The following is an 18,811-nucleotide window of genomic DNA, read 5'->3' on the forward strand; positions in this document are numbered from 1 at the left end:
AATTTAAAGCGCTTGCAATTTAATTTAATGCGCTTTAAGTACCCCTCATCGGAGGGGAACGTGACCAAAACCCGCACATTATCAGATCTTGCGCGCCACTTGGGCCTTTCACCTGCGACCGTGTCGCGGGCCCTGGCGCAGCATGAACAGATCGCGCTGAAAACGCGCGAGCGTGTGGCAAAGGCCGCGCTGGAGTTGGGCTATGTCCCCAACCGCACAGCGCAGGCACTGGCATCAGGGCGCACCGGGTTTGCGGGCTTCCTGTTGCCTATGCGCGGACGCGGGCTTGCCGATCCTTTCCTTGGTGAATTTGTCAGTGCCCTGACCGAAGGGTTCAGTGCAAAAGGGGTTGAATTGCTGCTGTCTGCGGTTCCGCGCGACGGGTCTGAACAGCGCCATCTGGAAAGCCTGATTACATCTGGCCGTGTCGATGGCGTGGTTGTCAGCCGGATCGAATGCGCTGACACACGCATTGCGCTGCTGCAAGACCATGGCGTGCCATTCGTGGCGCATGGCCGGTTGGAGCATGATGAATCAGGCTATAGCTGGTTGGATACCGACGGCGAGTCTGCCTTTATGGAAGCGTTTGATCTGCTGTATCAGGCAGGCCATCGCCGGTTTGGCCTGCTAAGTCTTGATGACCCGCTGACCTTCCGCCAGAAGCGCGAGGCCGGTTTGCGCAACGCTTATGCGGCCAATGGCGACCCCGCGCTGACATTGCGGCATGTGTCATGTTCGCGCTACGACATGGACACGCGCGCGCAGGCCATCGCGGGCATCCTGTCCGGTGCCGACCGACCCACCGCCGTGCTTGCCATTGCCGACGGGCTGGCGTTGGAGTTGATGGCCGAAGCCCAGAAACAAGGGTTAAGCGTGCCAGATGACCTGTCCATCATCGGTTTCGACAATATCCCTGCCGCGGCGCATGTCACGCCCGCGCTGACCACATTTGACGCCTGTATTGCCGACAGCGCCACGCAACTTGCCGAAATGTTGCTGGTGCGGATCAACGCACCGAATGCGCCGCATGAGCAACGACTGCTGCGCCCGCAGCTTATTTTGCGGGGCACACACGGGACTGCACCCGTAATCGCGGGCTGACCGCGCAACCAACGACCAAAAAATGGGAGGAAAGACCATGAAATCCAGACTGAAACTTACCTTACTTGCCACTGCAAGCGCTTTAATTTCCACAAATGCCATCGCCGAGACCTTGTTCTGGTCCAGTCAGGCCACACCGATTGAGGAAACCCAGGCCATGCGCGAGCAGGTCTTGTCAGGGTTCGACGGGGGCGTGTCCTTCCAGCCCGCCGACCCCGGCCCATGGCTGACGCGCATTCAGGCCGAACTGGGGGCAGGCAGTGGCAGCATCGGGGTTCTGGGCGCATTGCACGGCGATTTCACGCCCCTTGCGGGCAATCTGGCCGACCTGTCGGGAATTGATGCAAGTGCTGTGTCACCGGGCTTTATGGAACTTGGCCTGCTGGGCACGGGAGAGCAGAAATATATTCCGTGGATGCAGGCCACCTATGTCATGGCCGCGCATACCAATGCACTGGAATACCTGCCCGACGGCGCGGATCTGATGGCGCTAAGCTATGACGAGCTGATTGCATGGGCCGCCAATATGCACGAAGCGACTGGCGAGCCGCGCTTCGGGTTCCCCGCAGGCCCACAAGGGCTGAAGCACCGTTTCTTTCAGGGCTATCTGCTGCCCGCCTATACGGGGTCTATGGTGACAGAATTCCGGTCCGATGCGGCAGAAGAAGCATGGACTGCTTTTCTGGAATTGTGGGAGCATACAAACCCTGCATCCACCAATTACAGCTTCATGCAGGAACAACTGATTTCCGGCGATGCATGGCTGGTGTTTGACCACACCGCGCGGCTGGCCGATGCGTTCAACCAGCAGCCTGATGATTTTGTGGCCTTTCCTGCGCCAGCCGGTCCGGCGGGGCGGGGGTTCATGCCGGTTCTGGCGGGTATGGCTGTGCCGGAAACCGCGCAGGACAAGGATGCGGCGATGGATCTGATCAGCTATATGCTGGCGCCCGAAACCCAGATCGCGACCTTGCGCGCCACCAATTTCTTTCCGGTGATCGATGTGGATTTCCCCGATGACATGCCGCCATCGGTGCAGGCGGCAGGCGCGGCCATTGCGGCCATGTCTGGCGCGGATGATGCCTTGCCCGCGCTGTTGCCCGTGGGCTTGGGCGATCTGGGTGGCCAGTTCAATCAGGTCTATAACGACTCGTTTGAACGCATTGTTCTGGCCCGCCAGCCGGTGCGTGCGGTTCTGGATGATCAGGCAGACGCATTGCGCCGCATTCTTGACGAAGCAGGTGCGCCGTGCTGGGCACCTGATGCGCCATCAGATGGTCCTTGCCCTGTGAACTGATCGGAATTCGATCCGAAAAAGGGGCTGTCGCCCCCACCCGGCCCCCGCAGGGCCGGGTTCACCCCCGAGTATTTCTGGCAAGATGAAGATAAAGCGGGGGCATAGCTTACCCGCCGAAACAAGGAGGCGAAAATGCCACGAGCCTTGCCCTATCTGTTGCTGCTTCCGGCATCGCTGTTTCTGCTGGTGTTCTTCTTTTATCCGTTCGGGCTGGTCGTGGTTGAAAGCCTGACGCGCGGCGGGGAATGGACGACCGAGAATTTCACCCGCATGACGGGACACTGGAAGTTCGCACCTGCCTTCTGGAACACCATCTGGCTGACCGCGATTGTGGTGCCGGTGCAGCTGATCATGGCGCTGACCATGGCATCTGTGGTGCAAAAGCTGAAAACGGGGCGGTCGGGGCTGCTGTATATCTTTGCGATCCCGCTGGGGATTTCCGATCTGGCGGCGGGGTTGATCTGGCTTGCGATATTCGAGCAATCGGGGTTCCTGAATTCCATATTTCACGCCTTCGGTATCATCGACCGCCCGACCCTGTATCTGGGCTATCAGAACATGTGGGTCATCTTTCTGGCGGTGGTTCTGGCTGAAATCTGGCGCGCAACGGCCATCATGATGGTGATTATCGTGGCAGGCATGGGGCTGATCCCCAAAGAATATTCTGAGGCTGCCGAAGTGTTTGGTGCGTCGCGCTGGCAACGGTTCACGCGTGTTACCCTGCCACTGTTGCGCCCCAGCCTGCAAACCGCACTGATCCTGCGCATTCTTATGGCATTCGAGGTGTTTGCCGTTGTCATGGCGCTGGGGGGCACAACCCTGCCGGTGCTGATGGGCGAGACATTCCAGTGGCAGTTCCAGCTACAGGACCGCGGTGTGGCGGCCGCCTATGCGATGGTCATTCTGGGCCTGTCGGTCGCCTTTTCGCTGGTGGTGTTGCGGCTGTTGCACGTCCCTAAAGGAGCGCGGATATGACCGACACATCCCCACCACCCGCGCCACAGCTAGAGGCGCGGCGCGCAGGCCGGTTCCTGTTTTACGCAGGCATTGCGCTGCTGGTCTTATGGGTGCTGGTGCCCATCTGGTTTTTATTCGTCAATGCACTGTCCGCGCCCTCTGAGGTGACAGGGTTTCCAAAACGCATATGGCCAAGTTTCGATCTGGCATCCATCCAGTTTTTCTTGCAATTTCAGGGCGTCACGCAGGCGCTGTGGAATTCGGTCAAGGTGGCGGTGCTGACGATGATCCTGTCCATCGCGATGGGGGCACCGGCGGGCTACGCGTTGTCGCGGTTCGACTTTCCCGGCAAGGAATTCTTTCGCGTGCTGGTCATCATGACGCGTGCGTTTCCGCTGCCGCTGCTGGCGCTGCCCTTGGCTGTGATGTTCATTCGCACAGGGTTGGACGACACGGTGCTGGGGCTGGCGCTGGTGCATGCCATGCTGGCGCTGCCATTCGCGGTGCTGATTACCTTTTCGCTGTTTTCCGGCATTCCGGTAGAGTTGGAAGAGGCCGCATGGACATTGGGGTGCAACAGGTTGCAAGCCTTCATCAAGGTCGTGCTGCCATTGGCGCTGCCGGGCATCATGGCCAGCGCGGTCTTTGCCTTCGTTATTTCATGGAACGAGGTGTTTGCCGCAGCCGTCCTGACAATCGAGAACCGCACATTGACGGCGTTTTTGCTGCAATCGCTGAATGTATCGCCATTGCCGCTGAAATTTGCAGGCGGTGCGGCGCTTGTCATGCCTGCGCTGATCTTCATCTTCGCAGTGCGCAAATATCTGTTCGCGATGTGGGGCATCGCCAATCGCTAGAGCATGTTGCGCGAAACCGGGAACCGGTTTTGCGCAAGCAAGGACATGCGACCAAAAACAGGAAGGGGCCAATATGGCTGAAATTGTCATCAAGGGTGTCGCCAAGGATTTCGGGGCCTTCACGGCGCTGCATTCGGTGGACCTGACCATCGCCGATCAGGAATTCATGGTACTGCTGGGCGCGTCCGGCTGCGGCAAGACCACGCTTTTGCGCATCATCGCAGGGCTGGAGACCCCCAGTCAGGGCGAGGTCTGGATCGGGGGGCGGCGGGTGGACCATTTGCCACCCCGCGCGCGCGGTATTTCCATGGTGTTCCAGAATTACGCGGTATTCCCGCATCTGACGGTGTTTGAGAATATCGCGTTTGGTCTGCGCATGGCGAAAGTGACCGGCACGGAGGTGGACCGCCGCGTCCGGCGCACCGCCGAATTGATGCATATCGAGCAGTTGCTGAAGCGCTATTCTGGTGAATTGTCGGGCGGGCAGCGCCAGCGTGTGGCTGTTGCGCGGGCCTTGGCGATGGAGCCTGATGTCATCTTGATGGATGAACCGCTGTCCAATCTGGACGCGCTGCTGCGTCTGGAAATGCGCGCCGAATTGAAGGGCGTTCTGGCGGAATCGAAAACCACCACCATCTATGTCACCCATGATCAGGTCGAGGCCATGTCGCTGGCCGACCGGATCAGCGTGATGAATGGCGGCTATATCGTGCAGGCCGACCGCCCGACCGAAGTATACCGCAACCCTGCCGCGCGGTTTGTGGGCAGTTTCATCGGCAACCCGCCGATGAATTTTCTGCCTGCCAAATCCGAAGGGGCAGGGCGCTGGCATGTGGCGGGGCAAAGTTTCGCGGGCCCGCAAGGGGCCGCTGCCGAATTTGCCATCCGCCCCGAAGACCTGCACCCGTCCGACACGGGCCTGAGCGCCGAAGTGCGTGTGGTCGAACCCCTTGGGCCGCATACGCTTGTCACCGCACAGGTGGCTGGCCAGCCATTTCGTGCCGTGCTGGACAGCGACCGCCACATCACGCCGGGCGAGGTGATCACCCTTGCGCCCGTCCCCGACCGTATCCGCTGGTTTGATCCCGAAACACAAAAGGCCATCGCATGACAGACGCGCTGCGCACCGCTGCAATCGACATTCTTAAAATCAACGACAGGGGCCAGTATACTGTGCCCACCAAGGGGCTGTATCCGTTCCAGTGGAACTGGGACAGCTGCCTGACAGCCCTTGGCCAGTGCCATTTCGACGAATCCCGCGCCTGGACCGAGATCGAGACGCTGTTTGCCCATCAATGGCCCTGCGGGATGGTGCCGCATATTATTTTCCATCAAATGGATGATGGCTATTTTCCCGGCCCCGCAATCTGGGGCACGGACCGGCCTGTGCCCACATCGGGGATTACCCAGCCCGCAGTTGCGGGGTTCGCGTTGAAGCGGTTGTTTGATCGTGCGCAGGACCGTGCAGCGGCGATGCAGCGTGTGCGCGCATTGTTGCCCAAAGTGGCCGCATGGCACCGCTGGTTCTATGCAACCCGCGACCCGCATGCAGAAGGGCTGGCCGCAATCCTGCATCCGTGGGAAGCAGGGCGCGACAATTCCGTGGATTGGGACGACCCGTTTGACCGAGTGCCCACTGACGGGATTGCAGCCTATACGCGGCGCGATACCCTGCATGCCGACCCGTCGCACCGGCCCACCAAGGCGCAATATGACCGCTATCTGTGGCTGGTCGAGCATTTTCGCGCGCTGCACTGGGACACATCGAAATTGCATGATGCGTCGCCCTTTCAGGTGGTTGATCCCGGTTTCAATGCGATTTTGACCCGCGCATGTGCCGATCTGGCCGATCTGGCCGATCATGTTGGCGAACCCGAACTTGCCGCCGAAAACCGCGCTTTTGCGGCACGCGGGCTGGCGGCGATGGAAAGCCTGTGGTCGGACGCGCATGGCCAGTATCTGTGCAAGGACCGCGTCACGGGCCAGTTGATCGACAGTGCGTCGGTGGGCGGGCTTCTGGCTGCGTTCTGTGCAATTCCACCCGAAAGGGCCGCAAGCATCGCCAACACGATAGAGGGGCACGGAACCCGCTACTGTGTCGCCAGTCACCCGCCGCAAGACCCGCGATTTGATGCCAAACGCTATTGGCGCGGCCCTGTGTGGCTGGTGGTGAACTATATGATCGCGGACGGACTGGCGCGCGCCGGACAGGGCCGCACCGCCGCACGCATTTCCGCCGACAGTCTGGAGTTGATCCATAAGGGCGGCTTTGCGGAATATTATGACCCCCTGACGGGAGAGGCATTGGGCGGCGGGCAGTTCACATGGACCGCCGCCATGGTGCTGGAATTTCTGGCGCTGGATGGATGACGCCGCCCCGCCCAAAGCCAAAGGGGGCATCATGAAAAAGACCCGGTCATTTCTGACCGGGTCCATATCCTGGCTGGAACGTGCCGTCAGATCACGGCAGTTGTTCCGAAAGCTCGGTGAAGGCAGCAGTGAAGCCGGTCAATGACATGGTCAGGTCAATGGGTTGGTCGGGGGCGGCGACTGGCACAACCTGCCAGACAGCTTCCGCGCCGCGACGAAACGCATCAATCTCTTCTGCGGTGAAGCCCACGCGCGCGATGCAACCCACCGCCGTGCAGAAGGTGAACGGGTAGCGCTTGGCGGCACCTTCATCAACCTGCATGATCAGTTGCGCGGTCAGAAGCGTTTCCAGTGGCGTCAGAATGGTGGCACCTGCTGCGGCTTCCTGTCCCGGTGGCAAGGGGAACATGGTGATTTCGGCTGTTGCATTGCCTTCACCATCGCGCAGCAACTGATACATCTGACAAGGGTCTTCGCCTTCGGGGTTCTCCACACAGACCAGTTCCCAGTCCCCGTGCGTGTTGCCGATATAGCTGCCATCACCCATTTCTTCGCCAAGCACCTCTCCGGTGGACAGGGCTGTGATTGGGGAATCCGTTTCTGTGCTTGTCTGTGCGAAAGCCGCCGATGTGCCCATAAGGGCAGCAAATGCGGCAACGGATGCAATGTTGAAAAATGCGGTATGTGTTCTTGACATGCCTTGTCCCTTGATATGCTCGTTTTCCTTGCATGTCGTATCACGGCATGCGTCAGGTGTCAGTCGAAAAAAATGCCACCACGCAGTGTTGAACAGGGTTGATTTTGGCCATCACGCGAGTGGAAAATCAAAAATTAAAATAAGGGCCCGAAGGCCCCTATTCATATTGATTTTTGCTTTGCTCCCTGTCGGACTGGCCGACGATTGAGCACACCGTATGGTGAAAGCACCACTGCGTCAACAGGAAATAGTAACCTGATTGTTATGGAAATTGTGCAAAACCGGCCCCGCGCGTGCGCCCTGTTTCCACCGGCCCGCCGAAATCCTGATTGCCGAAAAAAGGCCGCACCCGAAGGCGCGGCCAGTCTGACAGGGAGGACGCGCATCCACAGATCACAAAACCGGATGCGCATCACTGGAAATAGTCTGAAATGGTTAAGATTTGCTTTTCCCGTTCCCCGCTTTCAGCATAACCTGAAGGCCGGATTTATGTCAGGCGGAGTATGAGTGATGAATGAAGGTATCGGGCCGGTTCTGGTTGGTGGCGGCGGGGCGGATCAACGCGCCCCGCAGGTTTTGAAACTGGCCTATGGCAACCGTCACGGGCTGATTGCGGGCGCGACGGGCACCGGCAAAACCATCACCATGCAAATTCTGGCCGAAGAATTTTCCAACGCAGGCGTTCCCGTCTTTCTGACCGATATCAAGGGCGATGTGGGCGGCATGGCCGTGCCGGGCACAGAACGCGGTGCGTTGCAGCGCCGCGCCGAACAGATCGGGCTGGGCCAGCACGAATATCGCGAAACTCCGGTCATTTTCTGGGATTTCTTTGGCGAGCATGGCCATCCCGTGCGCGCCACCATGGCCGAAGTCGGCCCGCTTCTGTTGTCGCGCATGCTGGATCTGACCGAAGCGCAGGAAGGGGTTATCAACGTGGCCTTCCGTATTTCGGATGATGAAGGGCTGCCCATACTGGACCTGAAAGACCTGCGCGCGATCCTGAATTTTCTGGGCGAGAACCAGCGCGAGATATCACGGCAATACGGCAGCGTCACCACGGCCAGCATCGGGGCCATCCAGCGCAAATTGCTGGTGCTGGAAAATCAGGGCGCTGTGCATTTCTTTTCCGAACCGGCGCTGGATTTGTCCGATTTCATGCGCCTTGCCCCCGACGGGCGGGGCTATGTCAGCATTTTGCACGCCGAACGGATGATGCGCACACCGCAGCTTTATGCCACCTTCCTGCTGTGGTTGTTGTCGCAACTGTTCGAGGAATTGCCAGAAGTGGGCAACCCCGACAAACCCAAGCTGGTCTTTTTCTTTGATGAAGCGCATTTGCTGTTCAATGGTGCGCCGCGGGCCCTGATCGAAAAGATCGAACGCGTCGCACGTCTGATCCGGTCCAAGGGGGTGGGGGTGTATTTTGTCACCCAGAACCCGGATGATGTCCCCGACAGTGTTCTGGGGCAGCTTGGCAACCGTATCCAGCATGCGCTGCGCGCCTTCACCGCGCGCGACCAGCAGGCGCTGCGCCGCGCGGCGCAAACCTACCGGCCCAACCCGCGTTTCGATATTGCAGACACCATCCGCGATGTCGGCGTGGGCGAGGCGGTGACATCGTTTCTGGAAGACAAGGGCAGTCCCGGCATGGCTGAACGCACGCTGATCCGTCCGCCCGCATCGGCCATGGGCCCGATCGAGGATGGCGCGCGGCGCATGATCATGCTGCAATCGCCCGTGGCCGGAAAATATGAACAGATGATTGACAGCGACAGCGCGCATGAAATGCTGGCCCGCCGTGCAGAAGCCGCCGCCCAAGAAGCCCAGCAGGCACTGGACGCAGCAAACACGCCCGATGATGCTGACAATGCGCGCGAATTCAACGCCGCACGGCGCTATGACGGGGGGCGCACGCGGGCCGCGCGTGCCATCAACACACCGGACCGCACACCCGCGCGCGCACCGGCCCGCCGCGGGGACAGCCCGGTAGATGCCTTTGCCAAATCATTTGCGCGCCAGATCGGATCGCGTTCGGGGCAGGCATTGATGCGCGGCGTGCTGGGCGGGTTGCTGAAAGGACGCTGAGTGCTTGAGGCCGCGCGCGATTCCCTGTAAGCGCTAAATCAAATCCGGTGATGCTGGGCCAAGGTCCGGGGCGGGGTTGCATGAAACAATATGCCAAAGCGTGCCTTGACTGTCCTGAAGGACCGGCGCGCTTTTGCGCATGACAACACGCGGGGCGCGCGAGAGAGACATGAAATTCCTTGATCTGGCCAAGGTCCATATCCGCTCAGGCGGGGGCGGTTCGGGCTGTGTGTCCTTCCGGCGCGAAAAATTCATTGAATATGGCGGCCCTGACGGTGGTGATGGCGGGCGCGGCGGCGATGTCTGGGTCGAAGTCGTCGACAGCCTGAACACGCTGATCGATTTCCGTTTTCAGCAGCATTTCTTTGCCAATTCCGGTCAGCCGGGCATGGGCAAGGGGCGCACTGGCAGGGACGGTTCATCCGTCACATTGCGTGTCCCCGTGGGGACAGAAATTCTGGATGAAGATCAGGAAACCGTGATTGCCGACCTGACCGAAGTCGGCCAACGCCTGCTGCTGGCCAAGGGTGGCAATGGCGGCTGGGGCAATCTTCAGTTCAAATCCGCAACCAATCAGGCCCCGCGCCGCGCCAATTCCGGCCAACCCGGCGTTGAACGCACCATATGGCTGCGCCTGAAACTGATTGCCGATGCGGGGCTTGCGGGCCTGCCCAATGCGGGTAAATCCACGTTTCTGGCCGCGACATCGAATGCACGCCCGAAAATTGCCGATTACCCCTTTACCACATTGCACCCTAATCTGGGTGTGGTGGGGATTGACGCGCGCGAATTTGTCATGGCCGACATTCCCGGCCTGATCGAGGGCGCATCCGAGGGGCGCGGGCTTGGGGACCAGTTTCTGGGCCATATCGAACGTTGCGCGGTGCTGTTGCAACTGGTTGACGGCACATCTGACGATGTGGCCGAAGACTGGCGCATCATCGATCACGAACTGGATGCCTATTCGCCTGATGTCGCGCTGAAGCCACGCATCATTGCGCTGAACAAGATCGACGCGCTGGACGATGAAGAACGCGCCGAGAAATGCGCCGAACTGGAAGCTGCATGCAGGCGCAAGGTGTATATGATTTCAGCCGTATCCGGCGAAGGTATGCAACAGGTTCTGCGCGCGCTTCTGGCGCGGATCGACAAGGGCAAGCACGTCGAAGAGGATGACGGACCATGGCAACCATGACCGCGGCGGCCACGCTGTCACAGGCGCGCCGGGTCGTGGTCAAGATCGGCTCGGCGTTGTTGGTGGAAGATGGCGGTTTGCGCGCAAACTGGCTTCTTGCACTGGCGCATGACGTGGCCGCATTGCGGGCGCGTGGCGCCGATGTGGTTGTCGTGTCGTCGGGGTCCATCGCACTTGGGCGCGGCGCGTTGGGCCTGCCCGCAGGGGCGCTGCCGCTGGAGCAAAGCCAGGCTGCGGCATCGGTCGGGCAAATCCGGCTGGCGCGCGCCTATGAAGAAGCGCTGGCCCCCCATGGCATTATCGCAGGGCAGGTTTTGCTGACGCTGGAAGACACCCATGACCGCCGCCGCTACCTGAATTCCCGCGCCACCTTGTCCACGCTTCTGGGGCTGGGCGTGGTGCCGATTGTCAATGAAAACGACACAATCGCCACCGATGAAATCCGTTATGGCGACAATGACAGGCTGGCCGCGCAAGTGGCCGTGACCATCGGGGCGGATGTGTTGGTGTTGCTGTCGGATGTGGACGGGCTGTATTCCAGCAATCCGCAAACCAACCCGACGGCGCGCCGCTTTGACGCGATCGACCGCATCACCCCCGAGATCGAGGAGATGGCAGGAGAGCCGGTGTCGGGCCTGTCCAAGGGCGGTATGAAAACCAAGGTCATGGCCGCCAAGACCGCAACAACTGCGGGTTGTGCAATGATCATTGCGGCAGGGGCTGCGCATCATCCCTTGCAGGCCGTTCTGGACGGAGCCAATGCGACCGTGTTCGCCGCGCAAGGTGATCCGCGTTCGGCGCGCAAGGGCTGGATTGCCGCGATGAAGCCCAAGGGCGTGGTGCATGTCGACGCGGGGGCCGAGCGCGCGTTGCAGCAGGGCAAATCGCTGTTGCCCGCAGGCGTTGCCCGTGTAGACGGGCAGTTCCAGCGCGGTGATCCGGTGACTATTGTTGGCCCGTCCGGTGCGCTGGGGTTGGGGCTGGCTGGCTATTCCAGTCTGGAAGCCGCCGCCATTGCGGGCCATCATTCCCGCGAGATTGAAGCGATTCTGAACTATCCGGGCCGTGTGGCCCTTATTCACAGGGATGAGATGGCGCTATGAGTTCTGAAATTTCACCTGAAATGCAGGAAATGGGCCGCCGCGCGCGTGCCGCCGCACAAGTGCTGGCCATGGCACCGGCAGCAGCCAAGGCGCTGGCGCTGACCGGGGCGGCAGATGCCCTTTGGGCGCGGCGCGATGATGTGATTGCCGCCAACGCGCGCGACATGACTGCGGCCACGCAAAAGGGGCTGTCACCTGCAATGCTGGACCGTCTGATGCTGGACGAGGGGCGCATTTCCGGCGTGTGTGACGCGCTGCGCACCATTGCCGCGCAGGATGACCCTGTGGGCCAGATCATCACGGAATGGGACCAGCCCACGGGGTTGCATATCGCGCGGGTGCGCACGCCTTTGGGTGTGGTGGGTGTGATCTATGAATCGCGCCCCAATGTGACCGCCGATGCGGGCGCGCTGTGCCTGAAGGCGGGCAATGCCGTCATTCTGCGCGGCGGGTCCGAAAGTTTCCATTCCTCGCGCGCCATTCATGGCGCACTTGTGCAGGGCTTGCGCGCGGCAGGCCTGCCGGAAGATGCCATTCAGCTGGTCCAGACCACCGACCGCGCCGCGGTGGGCGATATGCTGCGCATGGTTGACTATATTGATGTGATTGTTCCGCGCGGTGGCAAGGGGTTGGTGGGGCTGGTGCAGCGTGAAGCGCGCGTGCCGGTCTTTGCCCATCTGGAAGGGATTTGCCACATCTATGTCGATGCCAGCGCCGATCCGGCCAAGGCGCGCAATGTGGTGCTGAACGCGAAAACGCGGCGCACCGGTATCTGTGGCGCGGCAGAATGCCTGTTGCTGCACCGCGATATTGTCGACGGGCTTGGCGCACAGATTATCGCCGATCTGGTCGCCGCAGGGGTAGAAATGCGCGTGGGCGCAGGCTTGCAGCATTTGCCGGGCGTTTTGGCTGCCGCGCCCGATGATTTCGGACAGGAATATCTGGACAAGATCATGGCGGCGGCAGTGGTTGATGATGTGGATGCCGCGATGGTGCATATCCGCGACTATGGATCGCAGCACACGGATGCAATTCTGGCCGAAGATGACACCGTCGCCGCGCGGTTCTTTGCCGGGCTGGACAGCGCGATCTTGATGCGCAACGCATCGACCCAGTTTGCCGATGGCGGTGAATTTGGGCTTGGGGCGGAAATCGGCATTGCCACGGGCAAGATGCACGCGCGCGGGCCGGTCGGGGCCGAGCAGTTGACCAGTTTCAAATATCTGGTCACGGGCGACGGAACTGTGCGCACCTGACACGGCTTTGGCTTGCGGTGTGTGGTTGCCGCTGTCTGGCCTTTTGCGGTTATTCGCGTTTGGATAAAGCCCGCGCCATCGGTGGGCCGGGGTCTGCCGATCCGGCGTTGGTGAAGTTCGCTTTATGCCTGCTGCGTATTCCCAAGTTCATGGGCTTGGACTGCCATCAGCCAAATCGGCAGGCCGCGGGACGGCCAGACCGATGGCGCGGCGGGCTGCGCCCTTTGCTCCGCGCCTTAGGGAACTCCAACGTCCCCTTCAGGCCGCTTCGCGCCGCATCTGCGTCTACTCCCGCATCAGCGGATACCCGTTCCCCCAGATCGCGGGAATGTCCCTGGCTAGGCTGCGCGCTTCGGCGCGGGCCAGATGGGCAAGAATGGCCTGCCGGTCCGGCCCGTATTGGCGCGCGGCCCTGTGCCACAGCCGCAGCGCAGACCGCGCCGACCATGGCAGCGCTGCATGCGCCAGCCAATGGCGCAGCTCCGGCGGCAGGCGGTCGAATTCAGCCATCGGACTGGACCGCCTGCGTAAGCTGGATTTCAGGTTTGCGCCCATGGATCACGCGGCCTTGCGCTGGCCCCATTTGGGGAACGGATCTTCCAGACCGGCCCAAAGTTCGGGGGCAAAACTGTCGGTGTTCACCAAGCAGGCATCCAGCTTGGCAATCAGCGCCGCATGATCCATGCCCGCGCCAATAAATGCCAGTTCCTGCCGCCGGTCGCCCCATGGATCAACCCAGTTCTGGCGCATCTTTTCCAGCGCTTCGGCGTGGTCGGGCCAGCGGTCGCGCGGCACAGCCGCCCACCAGCCGCCCAAGGGCATGACACTGGACATCGCACCGGCAAGCGAGAATTCAGCCACCCAGTTGGGCCGTGTCGCCAGCCAGAAATGCCCCTTGGCACGGATGACACCGGGCAGGGGACCATTGAGAACCGCATGAACCTTGGCCGGATCAAACGGCTGGCGCGCGCGGTAGACAAAGGATGTCACGCCGTATTCTTCGGTTTCTGGCACATGATCGGCAAAACCATACAGTTCCTTTGCCCAAAGCGGGTGTTCATGCGCGGTGTCGAAATCAAACAGGCCGGTGTCAAAAATCTGGTCTGCGGCCACATGCGAATGATCGGTTTCGATCAGCCGGGCATCAGGGTTCAGGGCCTTGATGATCTTGCGCGCGGCATCGGTTTGCGCCGGCCCCGCATCGGTGACTTTGTTGAGGATGATGACATCGGCAAATTCGATCTGGTCGGTCAGCAAATCAACAAGGTTGCGCTCATCTTCTTCGCCCAGAACCTCGCCCCGGTCAGACAGGAAATCATGACTGGAGAAATCGCGCAACAGATTGACCGCGTCCACCACAGTGACCATCGTGTCCAGCCGCGCCACATCCAGCAGGCTGTCGCCCTGTTCGTCGCGAAATTCAAATGTTGCGGCCACGGGCAGCGGTTCGGAAATGCCGGTGGATTCGATCAGCAGATAATCAAAGCGCCCTTCCTGCGACAGGCGGCGCACTTCCGCCAGCAGGTCGTCGCGCAGCGTGCAGCAGATGCAGCCATTTGACATCTCGACAAGTTTTTCCTCGCCGCGCTTCAGGTCGACACCGGCATCAATCAGGTCGGCGTCAATATTCACTTCGGACATGTCATTTACGATAACTGCCACGCGGCGGCCTTCGCGGTTGTTCAGGACATGGTTCAGCAGCGTTGTTTTGCCTGCGCCAAGAAAGCCCGACAATACAGTGACGGGCAGGCGGGGGTCGGTTGCGGACATGCGACACCTTTCGTTATGATGGGGATCGTTATGATATAATATAACACTCATGGGAGTCATATAGTATCATTTTCCGCCGGACAAGAGGTCAGGGCAAAAGCTGGCGCAGCAAATCGGCATTGACATAGCCGTCAGGGGCCAGCCCCTGCGACTTCTGCCATGCCTGCACAGCAGCAACTGTGGCGGGGCCAATGCGTCCGTCCACGCCGCCCGTGTCATGGCCCAATGCGTTCAGGCGGCGTTGCAATGCGCGCCGTTCATCAAGCGTCAGGGCACGGTCGCCGCGCGGCCAGCTGCCTTGCAACCCGCCATCACCCCGCAGCCGGTCGGACAGGTGCCCCACGGCCAGAACATAGGCATCCGACAGGTTGTATTCTTTCAGCACATCATAATTGCCATAGGTCAGAAACGCAGGGCCGCGCGCGCCACCGGGCAGAACCAGCCGCGCCTGACCTGATTGCAATGGTGCACCTGCCGCCGCGCGCACGCCTGCGTTTGTCCACTCTGCCGCTGATTGTGCCTGTCCGGTCAGGCGCAGGTCGAACCCACCGGGCAGGACAACCTCGCGCGCCCAGGGCTGGCCGCGTGTCCAGCCGCGCCGCGTCAGGTAGTTCGCCGCCGATGCCAGCGCGTCGCTTGGGTCATCCGCCCAGACATCGCGCCGCCCGTTGCCGGTGAAATCCACGGCATAGGTCAGGAAGCTGGACGGCATGAACTGCATATGGCCAAATGCGCCCGCCCATGATCCGATCATGGCCTGCGGGCTGATATCGCCCGCCTGAATGATGCGCAGCGCATCCAGCAGCTGTTCTTCAAAGAATTCGCCGCGCCGCCCGTCCTTGGCCAGTGTCGCAAGGGTCGCCAAAGTTTGTGTGCCGCCACGGTTTGCCCCGTAAGACGATTCAATGCCCCAGATCGCCACAAGAATTTCCGGCGGCACGCCGTAGCGCGACTCGATCCGGTTCAGAACATCTGCATGGCGGCGCAGTGCGGACTGCCCCTGCGAAATGCGTGTGGATGACACGGTGCTGTCCATATAGTCCCAGATGCGCGCGCCAAATTCGCTTTGGCGGCGGTCAAGGGCCACCGTTTCGGGCAAAAGCTGCATGACCGGAAGCGACCGGTCCAGTGTGGCCTGCGTGATGCCATTGGCGCGCGCGCGGGTCGCAAACGCCGACCGCCATGTGTCGAAATTGCCAGTTTGCGGCTGGGCCAGTGCGGCGGGCCGCGCGGTGGGTCTGGGTGAGCTATCCACATTGGCCAGGCTGCAGGCCGGCAGTGCAAAGGCCAAGGTCGCGGCCGGTATCCAACGTGACATGATGTTCCCCGAATTATACTTATGCCGGGAATGGTAGCGGTCCTGCGGCCGGGAACCAAGGTGGCTGTGTTCACAATATGCGGGTCTTCGCCGATGGCCGCTTTTATGCGCGCCGATCTTCGGCTACCTTTGCTGCAAAAATCCACTAAAGGGGTGAGCAGTGCCATGCAACTTTCAAGACGTTTCTGTATCGCGGGGTTATCCGCAATGTCGCTTTCGGCCTGTATGGGCGGGGGGGTGCCAATGACAACATCATCACAGGCAACAACCCGCATGCGGCCGCAGGCGAATGCCGAATTTGATGCCTGGCTGGCGCAATTCCGCACGCGCGCCGCTTCTGCGGGCATAAATGCAAGCACGCTTGAGCCTGCGTTGCGCAGCGCGGGATTCCTGCCTGATGTCATTTCGCGCGACCGCAGGCAGACCGAATTCACCCGTACGCTGGAAGATTACCTGTCAATCGCGGTGTCCGATGAACGGCTGTCGGCGGGGCGGGCGGCCTTGTCGCGCCACAGCGCCACCCTGCGCGCCGTTGAGGGGCGCTACGGCGTCGAGGCAGAGGTGATCGCCGCAATCTGGGGGCTGGAATCGCGCTACGGGACAGAACGCGGCGATATTCCGGTGATTTCGGCGCTGGCCACGCTGGCCTTTGACGGGCGGCGGGGGGCGTTTTTCGAAAGCCAGTTGATTGCGGCGCTGCGCATTCTGCAACGCGGGGACACCAGTGCGGCCAATATGCGCGGGTCATGGGCGGGGGCCATGGGCCACACGCAGTTTATTCCGACCACCTATCAGGAATACGCGGTCGATTTCACCGGCAACGGGCGGCGCGACATTTGGGCGGATGACCCGGCTGATGCACTGGCATCGGCTGCGAATTATTTGTCGCGCATGGGCTGGACGCGCGGCCAGCCCTGGGGCGTGGAAGTGCAACTGCCCGACGGGTTCAACACGGGGCTGGCCGGGCGGGGCAGTTCGCGCGCTGTGTCGGAATGGACCGGCATGGGCGTGCGCAACATGGACGGGCGCGCGGTCACGGACCATGGCGCGGCATCTATAATCATTCCCGACGGGCCGCGCGGGCCTGCGTTCATGACCTTCCGCAACTTCACAGCGTTAACGCGTTACAATAACTCCGAGTTTTATGTCATTGGTATTGGGCATCTTTCTGACAGATTGCGCGGAGGTGGTCCCATTCGCGGCAATTTCCAGCCCGACCGTCACGGCCTGCGGCTGGGCGAGCGGCAGGAAATCCAGCGTCTGCTGACGCGCGCGGGGTTTGATACACAAGGCGCGGATGGCGTGATTGGCCCGAATTCGCAATCTGCAATAAGCGCCTATCAGCGCGCGCGCGGGCTGACTGTCACAGGCGATCCGTCGCGCGAGTTGCTGGAGCGTTTGCGGCAGGGGTCGTGAAACAGGCGAAGGAAAAGGGGGCTTGCGCCCCCTTTTTGTGATCTTGCCCTGCGCTGCGCTACGGACAGTTTTGAGTATTTTTGGCAAGATGAAATCCCTGATTTGCATCCAGCCATAGTTTTGGGGTGCTCAGGCCTTGCCCTTGTAGATCTCGACCAGTTTGGCGAGCATCGCAAGCGCGTCTTCGCGCGAGCGCTGGAAGCTGTTGCGCCCGATGATGGACCCGTTGCCGCCCCCGTCGCGGATGGCGCGGGCATCATCATAGACCGAATCCTCGCCCTTTTTGGCGCCGCCGGAAAACACCACGATGCGCCGGCCATGGAAGCTGGCCTCCATGCAGTGTTTGACGCGCGCGGCCTGGGTTGCGATCTCGATCTTCTTGTCTTCATAGACTTTCTTGGCTTCGGGCAGCATCAGATGATCGGTGGACAATTTGATCTTGATGATATGCGCCCCCAGCAGGGCCGCGATCTGGGCTGCATAGGCCGCAACATCAATGGCGGTTTCGCCGTCTTTGGTGATGGCCTCACCGCGCGGGTAGGACCAGATGACGCTCGCCACGCCTTTGGCGGCGGCTTCCTGCCGCATGGCGCTGATTTCTTCATACATGCCCAATGCGCAATCTGAACCGGGATAGATTGTGAACCCGATCGCCGCACACCCAAGGCGCAGCGCATCATCGACACTGGCGGTGATGGCCTGATTTTTGCCCGCTGTATCCGACATCAGGGAATTGGCGCTGTTGACCTTCAGGATGGTGGGGATCTGGCCTGCGAACGTGTCGGCACCTGCTTCGATCATGCCCAAAGGGGCTGCATATGCGTTCATCCCGGCATCAATGGCCAGTTGATAGTGATAATGCGGGTCATAGGCAGCAGGGTTGGGCGCGAAGCTGCGGGCAGGGCCATGTTCAAACCCCTGATCCACCGGCAAGATGATCATCTTGCCAGTGCCGCCCAGTTTGCCCTGCATCAGCATGCGGCACAGATTGGCCTTCACGCCGGGGGTTTCGCCTTCGTAGTTGCTAAGGATCTTCTGAACGACGCGGGTTGCACGCATGGGCTGCTCCTGTCCGGTTGGTTGTTTCGGGCAGGGTTAATCGCTGCTTTGTGTCGAAACAATGATGATAATGCACAGGGGAATGATGTTAGCGCAATCAAGTCCGGGTTCGGTGAGCATGCAGGACATTTGGGCTGAATCGCCTGCAAAAAGGCCCTTTGGTGCGATGGTGGGAACGTGCCGCGCCCCCGTTCCATCGCGCACCCCTGCCGCGCCTGCGCCGCATTTCCGGGCGTGTCGGTCCACCGGACAGGGGGCAGGCAACACAGCAAAGGGGGATTTCATGCTTGTCATTCAGGCAAAAGCGGGGTTTTGTGAGGCGCGCCCAGC

The 18,811-nt window shown here is 60.9% G+C and carries 16 protein-coding genes; 11 read left to right on the forward strand and 5 right to left on the reverse strand.

Annotated elements, in window-relative coordinates:
* The first annotated feature begins 60 nt into the window (after nt 1–60).
* From P8S53_RS09890 to P8S53_RS09915, 6 genes are all read left to right on the forward strand, one after another.
* Nucleotides 61–1,101 (forward strand): LacI family DNA-binding transcriptional regulator, encoded by a 1,041-nt coding sequence (locus tag P8S53_RS09890; RefSeq protein WP_277803804.1) that lies wholly within the window; start codon nt 61–63, stop codon nt 1,099–1,101.
* A 37-nt stretch (nt 1,102–1,138) separates the two neighbouring features.
* Nucleotides 1,139–2,398 carry an ABC transporter substrate-binding protein gene (locus P8S53_RS09895; RefSeq protein WP_277803805.1) on the forward strand — a complete coding sequence of 420 codons (1,260 nt, stop codon included), beginning with the start codon at nt 1,139–1,141 and terminating at the stop codon, nt 2,396–2,398.
* Nucleotides 2,399–2,530: 132 nt separating this feature from the next.
* Nucleotides 2,531–3,373 (forward strand): carbohydrate ABC transporter permease, encoded by an 843-nt coding sequence (locus tag P8S53_RS09900; protein WP_277803806.1) that lies wholly within the window; start codon nt 2,531–2,533, stop codon nt 3,371–3,373.
* Complete coding sequence (locus P8S53_RS09905) at nt 3,370–4,212, forward strand: carbohydrate ABC transporter permease (protein WP_277803807.1); 843 nt, start codon at nt 3,370–3,372, stop codon at nt 4,210–4,212. The genes P8S53_RS09900 and P8S53_RS09905 overlap by 4 nt, the downstream gene beginning before the upstream one ends.
* 73 nt (nt 4,213–4,285) lie before the next feature.
* Nucleotides 4,286–5,323: an ABC transporter ATP-binding protein gene (locus P8S53_RS09910; RefSeq protein WP_277803808.1), complete on the forward strand. Its 1,038-nt coding sequence runs from the start codon at nt 4,286–4,288 to the stop codon at nt 5,321–5,323.
* Nucleotides 5,320–6,582 (forward strand): amylo-alpha-1,6-glucosidase, encoded by a 1,263-nt coding sequence (locus P8S53_RS09915; protein ID WP_277803809.1) that lies wholly within the window; start codon nt 5,320–5,322, stop codon nt 6,580–6,582. The genes P8S53_RS09910 and P8S53_RS09915 overlap by 4 nt, the downstream gene beginning before the upstream one ends.
* A gap of 91 nt (nt 6,583–6,673) precedes the next feature.
* On the opposite strand, the gene P8S53_RS09920 is transcribed toward P8S53_RS09915, so the two are convergent.
* The gene (locus tag P8S53_RS09920) at nt 6,674–7,279 is read right to left on the reverse strand and encodes an invasion associated locus B family protein (protein ID WP_277803810.1); all 606 of its coding nucleotides are present in this window, start codon (nt 7,277–7,279) and stop codon (nt 6,674–6,676) included.
* A 510-nt stretch (nt 7,280–7,789) separates the two neighbouring features.
* Between P8S53_RS09920 and P8S53_RS09925 the strand changes: the two genes are divergently transcribed.
* The 4 genes from P8S53_RS09925 to P8S53_RS09940 all read left to right on the forward strand — a co-directional run bounded on the left by P8S53_RS09925 (nt 7,790) and on the right by P8S53_RS09940 (nt 12,918).
* The gene (locus P8S53_RS09925) at nt 7,790–9,364 is read left to right on the forward strand and encodes a helicase HerA-like domain-containing protein (protein WP_277803811.1); all 1,575 of its coding nucleotides are present in this window, start codon (nt 7,790–7,792) and stop codon (nt 9,362–9,364) included.
* A gap of 169 nt (nt 9,365–9,533) precedes the next feature.
* Complete coding sequence (obgE, locus tag P8S53_RS09930) at nt 9,534–10,559, forward strand: GTPase ObgE (RefSeq protein WP_277803812.1); 1,026 nt, start codon at nt 9,534–9,536, stop codon at nt 10,557–10,559.
* On the forward strand, nt 10,547–11,662 hold the full coding sequence (gene proB / locus P8S53_RS09935) for a glutamate 5-kinase (RefSeq protein WP_277803813.1): 1,116 nt from the start codon (nt 10,547–10,549) through the stop codon (nt 11,660–11,662). Before obgE ends, proB begins: the two co-directional genes overlap by 13 nt.
* Nucleotides 11,659–12,918 carry a glutamate-5-semialdehyde dehydrogenase gene (locus tag P8S53_RS09940; RefSeq protein ID WP_277803814.1) on the forward strand — a complete coding sequence of 420 codons (1,260 nt, stop codon included), beginning with the start codon at nt 11,659–11,661 and terminating at the stop codon, nt 12,916–12,918. The genes proB and P8S53_RS09940 overlap by 4 nt, the downstream gene beginning before the upstream one ends.
* Nucleotides 12,919–13,203: 285 nt before the next feature.
* On the opposite strand, the gene P8S53_RS09945 is transcribed toward P8S53_RS09940, so the two are convergent.
* From P8S53_RS09945 to P8S53_RS09955, 3 genes are all read right to left on the reverse strand, one after another.
* Nucleotides 13,204–13,473 carry a DUF6525 family protein gene (locus tag P8S53_RS09945; RefSeq protein WP_277803815.1) on the reverse strand — a complete coding sequence of 90 codons (270 nt, stop codon included), beginning with the start codon at nt 13,471–13,473 and terminating at the stop codon, nt 13,204–13,206.
* 3 nt (nt 13,474–13,476) lie between these two features.
* Entirely contained in the window at nt 13,477–14,688 is a 1,212-nt protein-coding gene (locus tag P8S53_RS09950) for a GTP-binding protein (RefSeq protein WP_277803816.1), read from the reverse strand.
* Nucleotides 14,689–14,776: 88 nt separating this feature from the next.
* On the reverse strand, nt 14,777–16,006 hold the full coding sequence (locus P8S53_RS09955) for a lytic murein transglycosylase (protein WP_277803817.1): 1,230 nt from the start codon (nt 16,004–16,006) through the stop codon (nt 14,777–14,779).
* A gap of 165 nt (nt 16,007–16,171) precedes the next feature.
* Between P8S53_RS09955 and P8S53_RS09960 the strand changes: the two genes are divergently transcribed.
* A complete protein-coding gene (locus P8S53_RS09960) occupies nt 16,172–17,422 on the forward strand; it encodes a lytic murein transglycosylase (RefSeq protein WP_306417793.1) in 1,251 nt (416 codons plus the stop codon).
* A gap of 129 nt (nt 17,423–17,551) precedes the next feature.
* Here P8S53_RS09960 and P8S53_RS09965 read toward each other — a convergent pair whose 3' ends face one another.
* The gene (locus P8S53_RS09965; RefSeq protein WP_277803819.1) at nt 17,552–18,481 is read right to left on the reverse strand and encodes a class I fructose-bisphosphate aldolase; all 930 of its coding nucleotides are present in this window, start codon (nt 18,479–18,481) and stop codon (nt 17,552–17,554) included.
* Nucleotides 18,482–18,811: the final 330 nt, after the last annotated feature.

It is taken from the genome of Roseinatronobacter sp. S2 (assembly GCF_029581395.1).
Classification (GTDB): Bacteria; Pseudomonadota; Alphaproteobacteria; order Rhodobacterales; family Rhodobacteraceae; genus Roseinatronobacter.

Excerpts from the sequence above, each read along its gene's own strand:
- P8S53_RS09895 (WP_277803805.1), top strand. The coding sequence starts at position 1,139 with ATGAAATCCAGACTGAAACTTACCTTACTTGCCACTGCAAGCGCTTTA.
- P8S53_RS09900 (WP_277803806.1), top strand. The coding sequence starts at position 2,531 with ATGCCACGAGCCTTGCCCTATCTGTTGCTGCTTCCGGCATCGCTGTTT.
- P8S53_RS09905 (WP_277803807.1), top strand. The coding sequence starts at position 3,370 with ATGACCGACACATCCCCACCACCCGCGCCACAGCTAGAGGCGCGGCGC.
- P8S53_RS09910 (WP_277803808.1), top strand. The coding sequence starts at position 4,286 with ATGGCTGAAATTGTCATCAAGGGTGTCGCCAAGGATTTCGGGGCCTTC.
- P8S53_RS09915 (WP_277803809.1), top strand. The coding sequence starts at position 5,320 with ATGACAGACGCGCTGCGCACCGCTGCAATCGACATTCTTAAAATCAAC.
- P8S53_RS09920 (WP_277803810.1), bottom strand. The coding sequence starts at position 7,279 with ATGTCAAGAACACATACCGCATTTTTCAACATTGCATCCGTTGCCGCA.
- P8S53_RS09925 (WP_277803811.1), top strand. The coding sequence starts at position 7,790 with ATGAATGAAGGTATCGGGCCGGTTCTGGTTGGTGGCGGCGGGGCGGAT.
- obgE (WP_277803812.1), top strand. The coding sequence starts at position 9,534 with ATGAAATTCCTTGATCTGGCCAAGGTCCATATCCGCTCAGGCGGGGGC.
- proB (WP_277803813.1), top strand. The coding sequence starts at position 10,547 with ATGGCAACCATGACCGCGGCGGCCACGCTGTCACAGGCGCGCCGGGTC.
- P8S53_RS09940 (WP_277803814.1), top strand. The coding sequence starts at position 11,659 with ATGAGTTCTGAAATTTCACCTGAAATGCAGGAAATGGGCCGCCGCGCG.
- P8S53_RS09945 (WP_277803815.1), bottom strand. The coding sequence starts at position 13,473 with ATGGGCGCAAACCTGAAATCCAGCTTACGCAGGCGGTCCAGTCCGATG.
- P8S53_RS09950 (WP_277803816.1), bottom strand. The coding sequence starts at position 14,688 with ATGTCCGCAACCGACCCCCGCCTGCCCGTCACTGTATTGTCGGGCTTT.
- P8S53_RS09955 (WP_277803817.1), bottom strand. The coding sequence starts at position 16,006 with ATGTCACGTTGGATACCGGCCGCGACCTTGGCCTTTGCACTGCCGGCC.
- P8S53_RS09960 (WP_306417793.1), top strand. The coding sequence starts at position 16,172 with ATGCAACTTTCAAGACGTTTCTGTATCGCGGGGTTATCCGCAATGTCG.
- P8S53_RS09965 (WP_277803819.1), bottom strand. The coding sequence starts at position 18,481 with ATGCGTGCAACCCGCGTCGTTCAGAAGATCCTTAGCAACTACGAAGGC.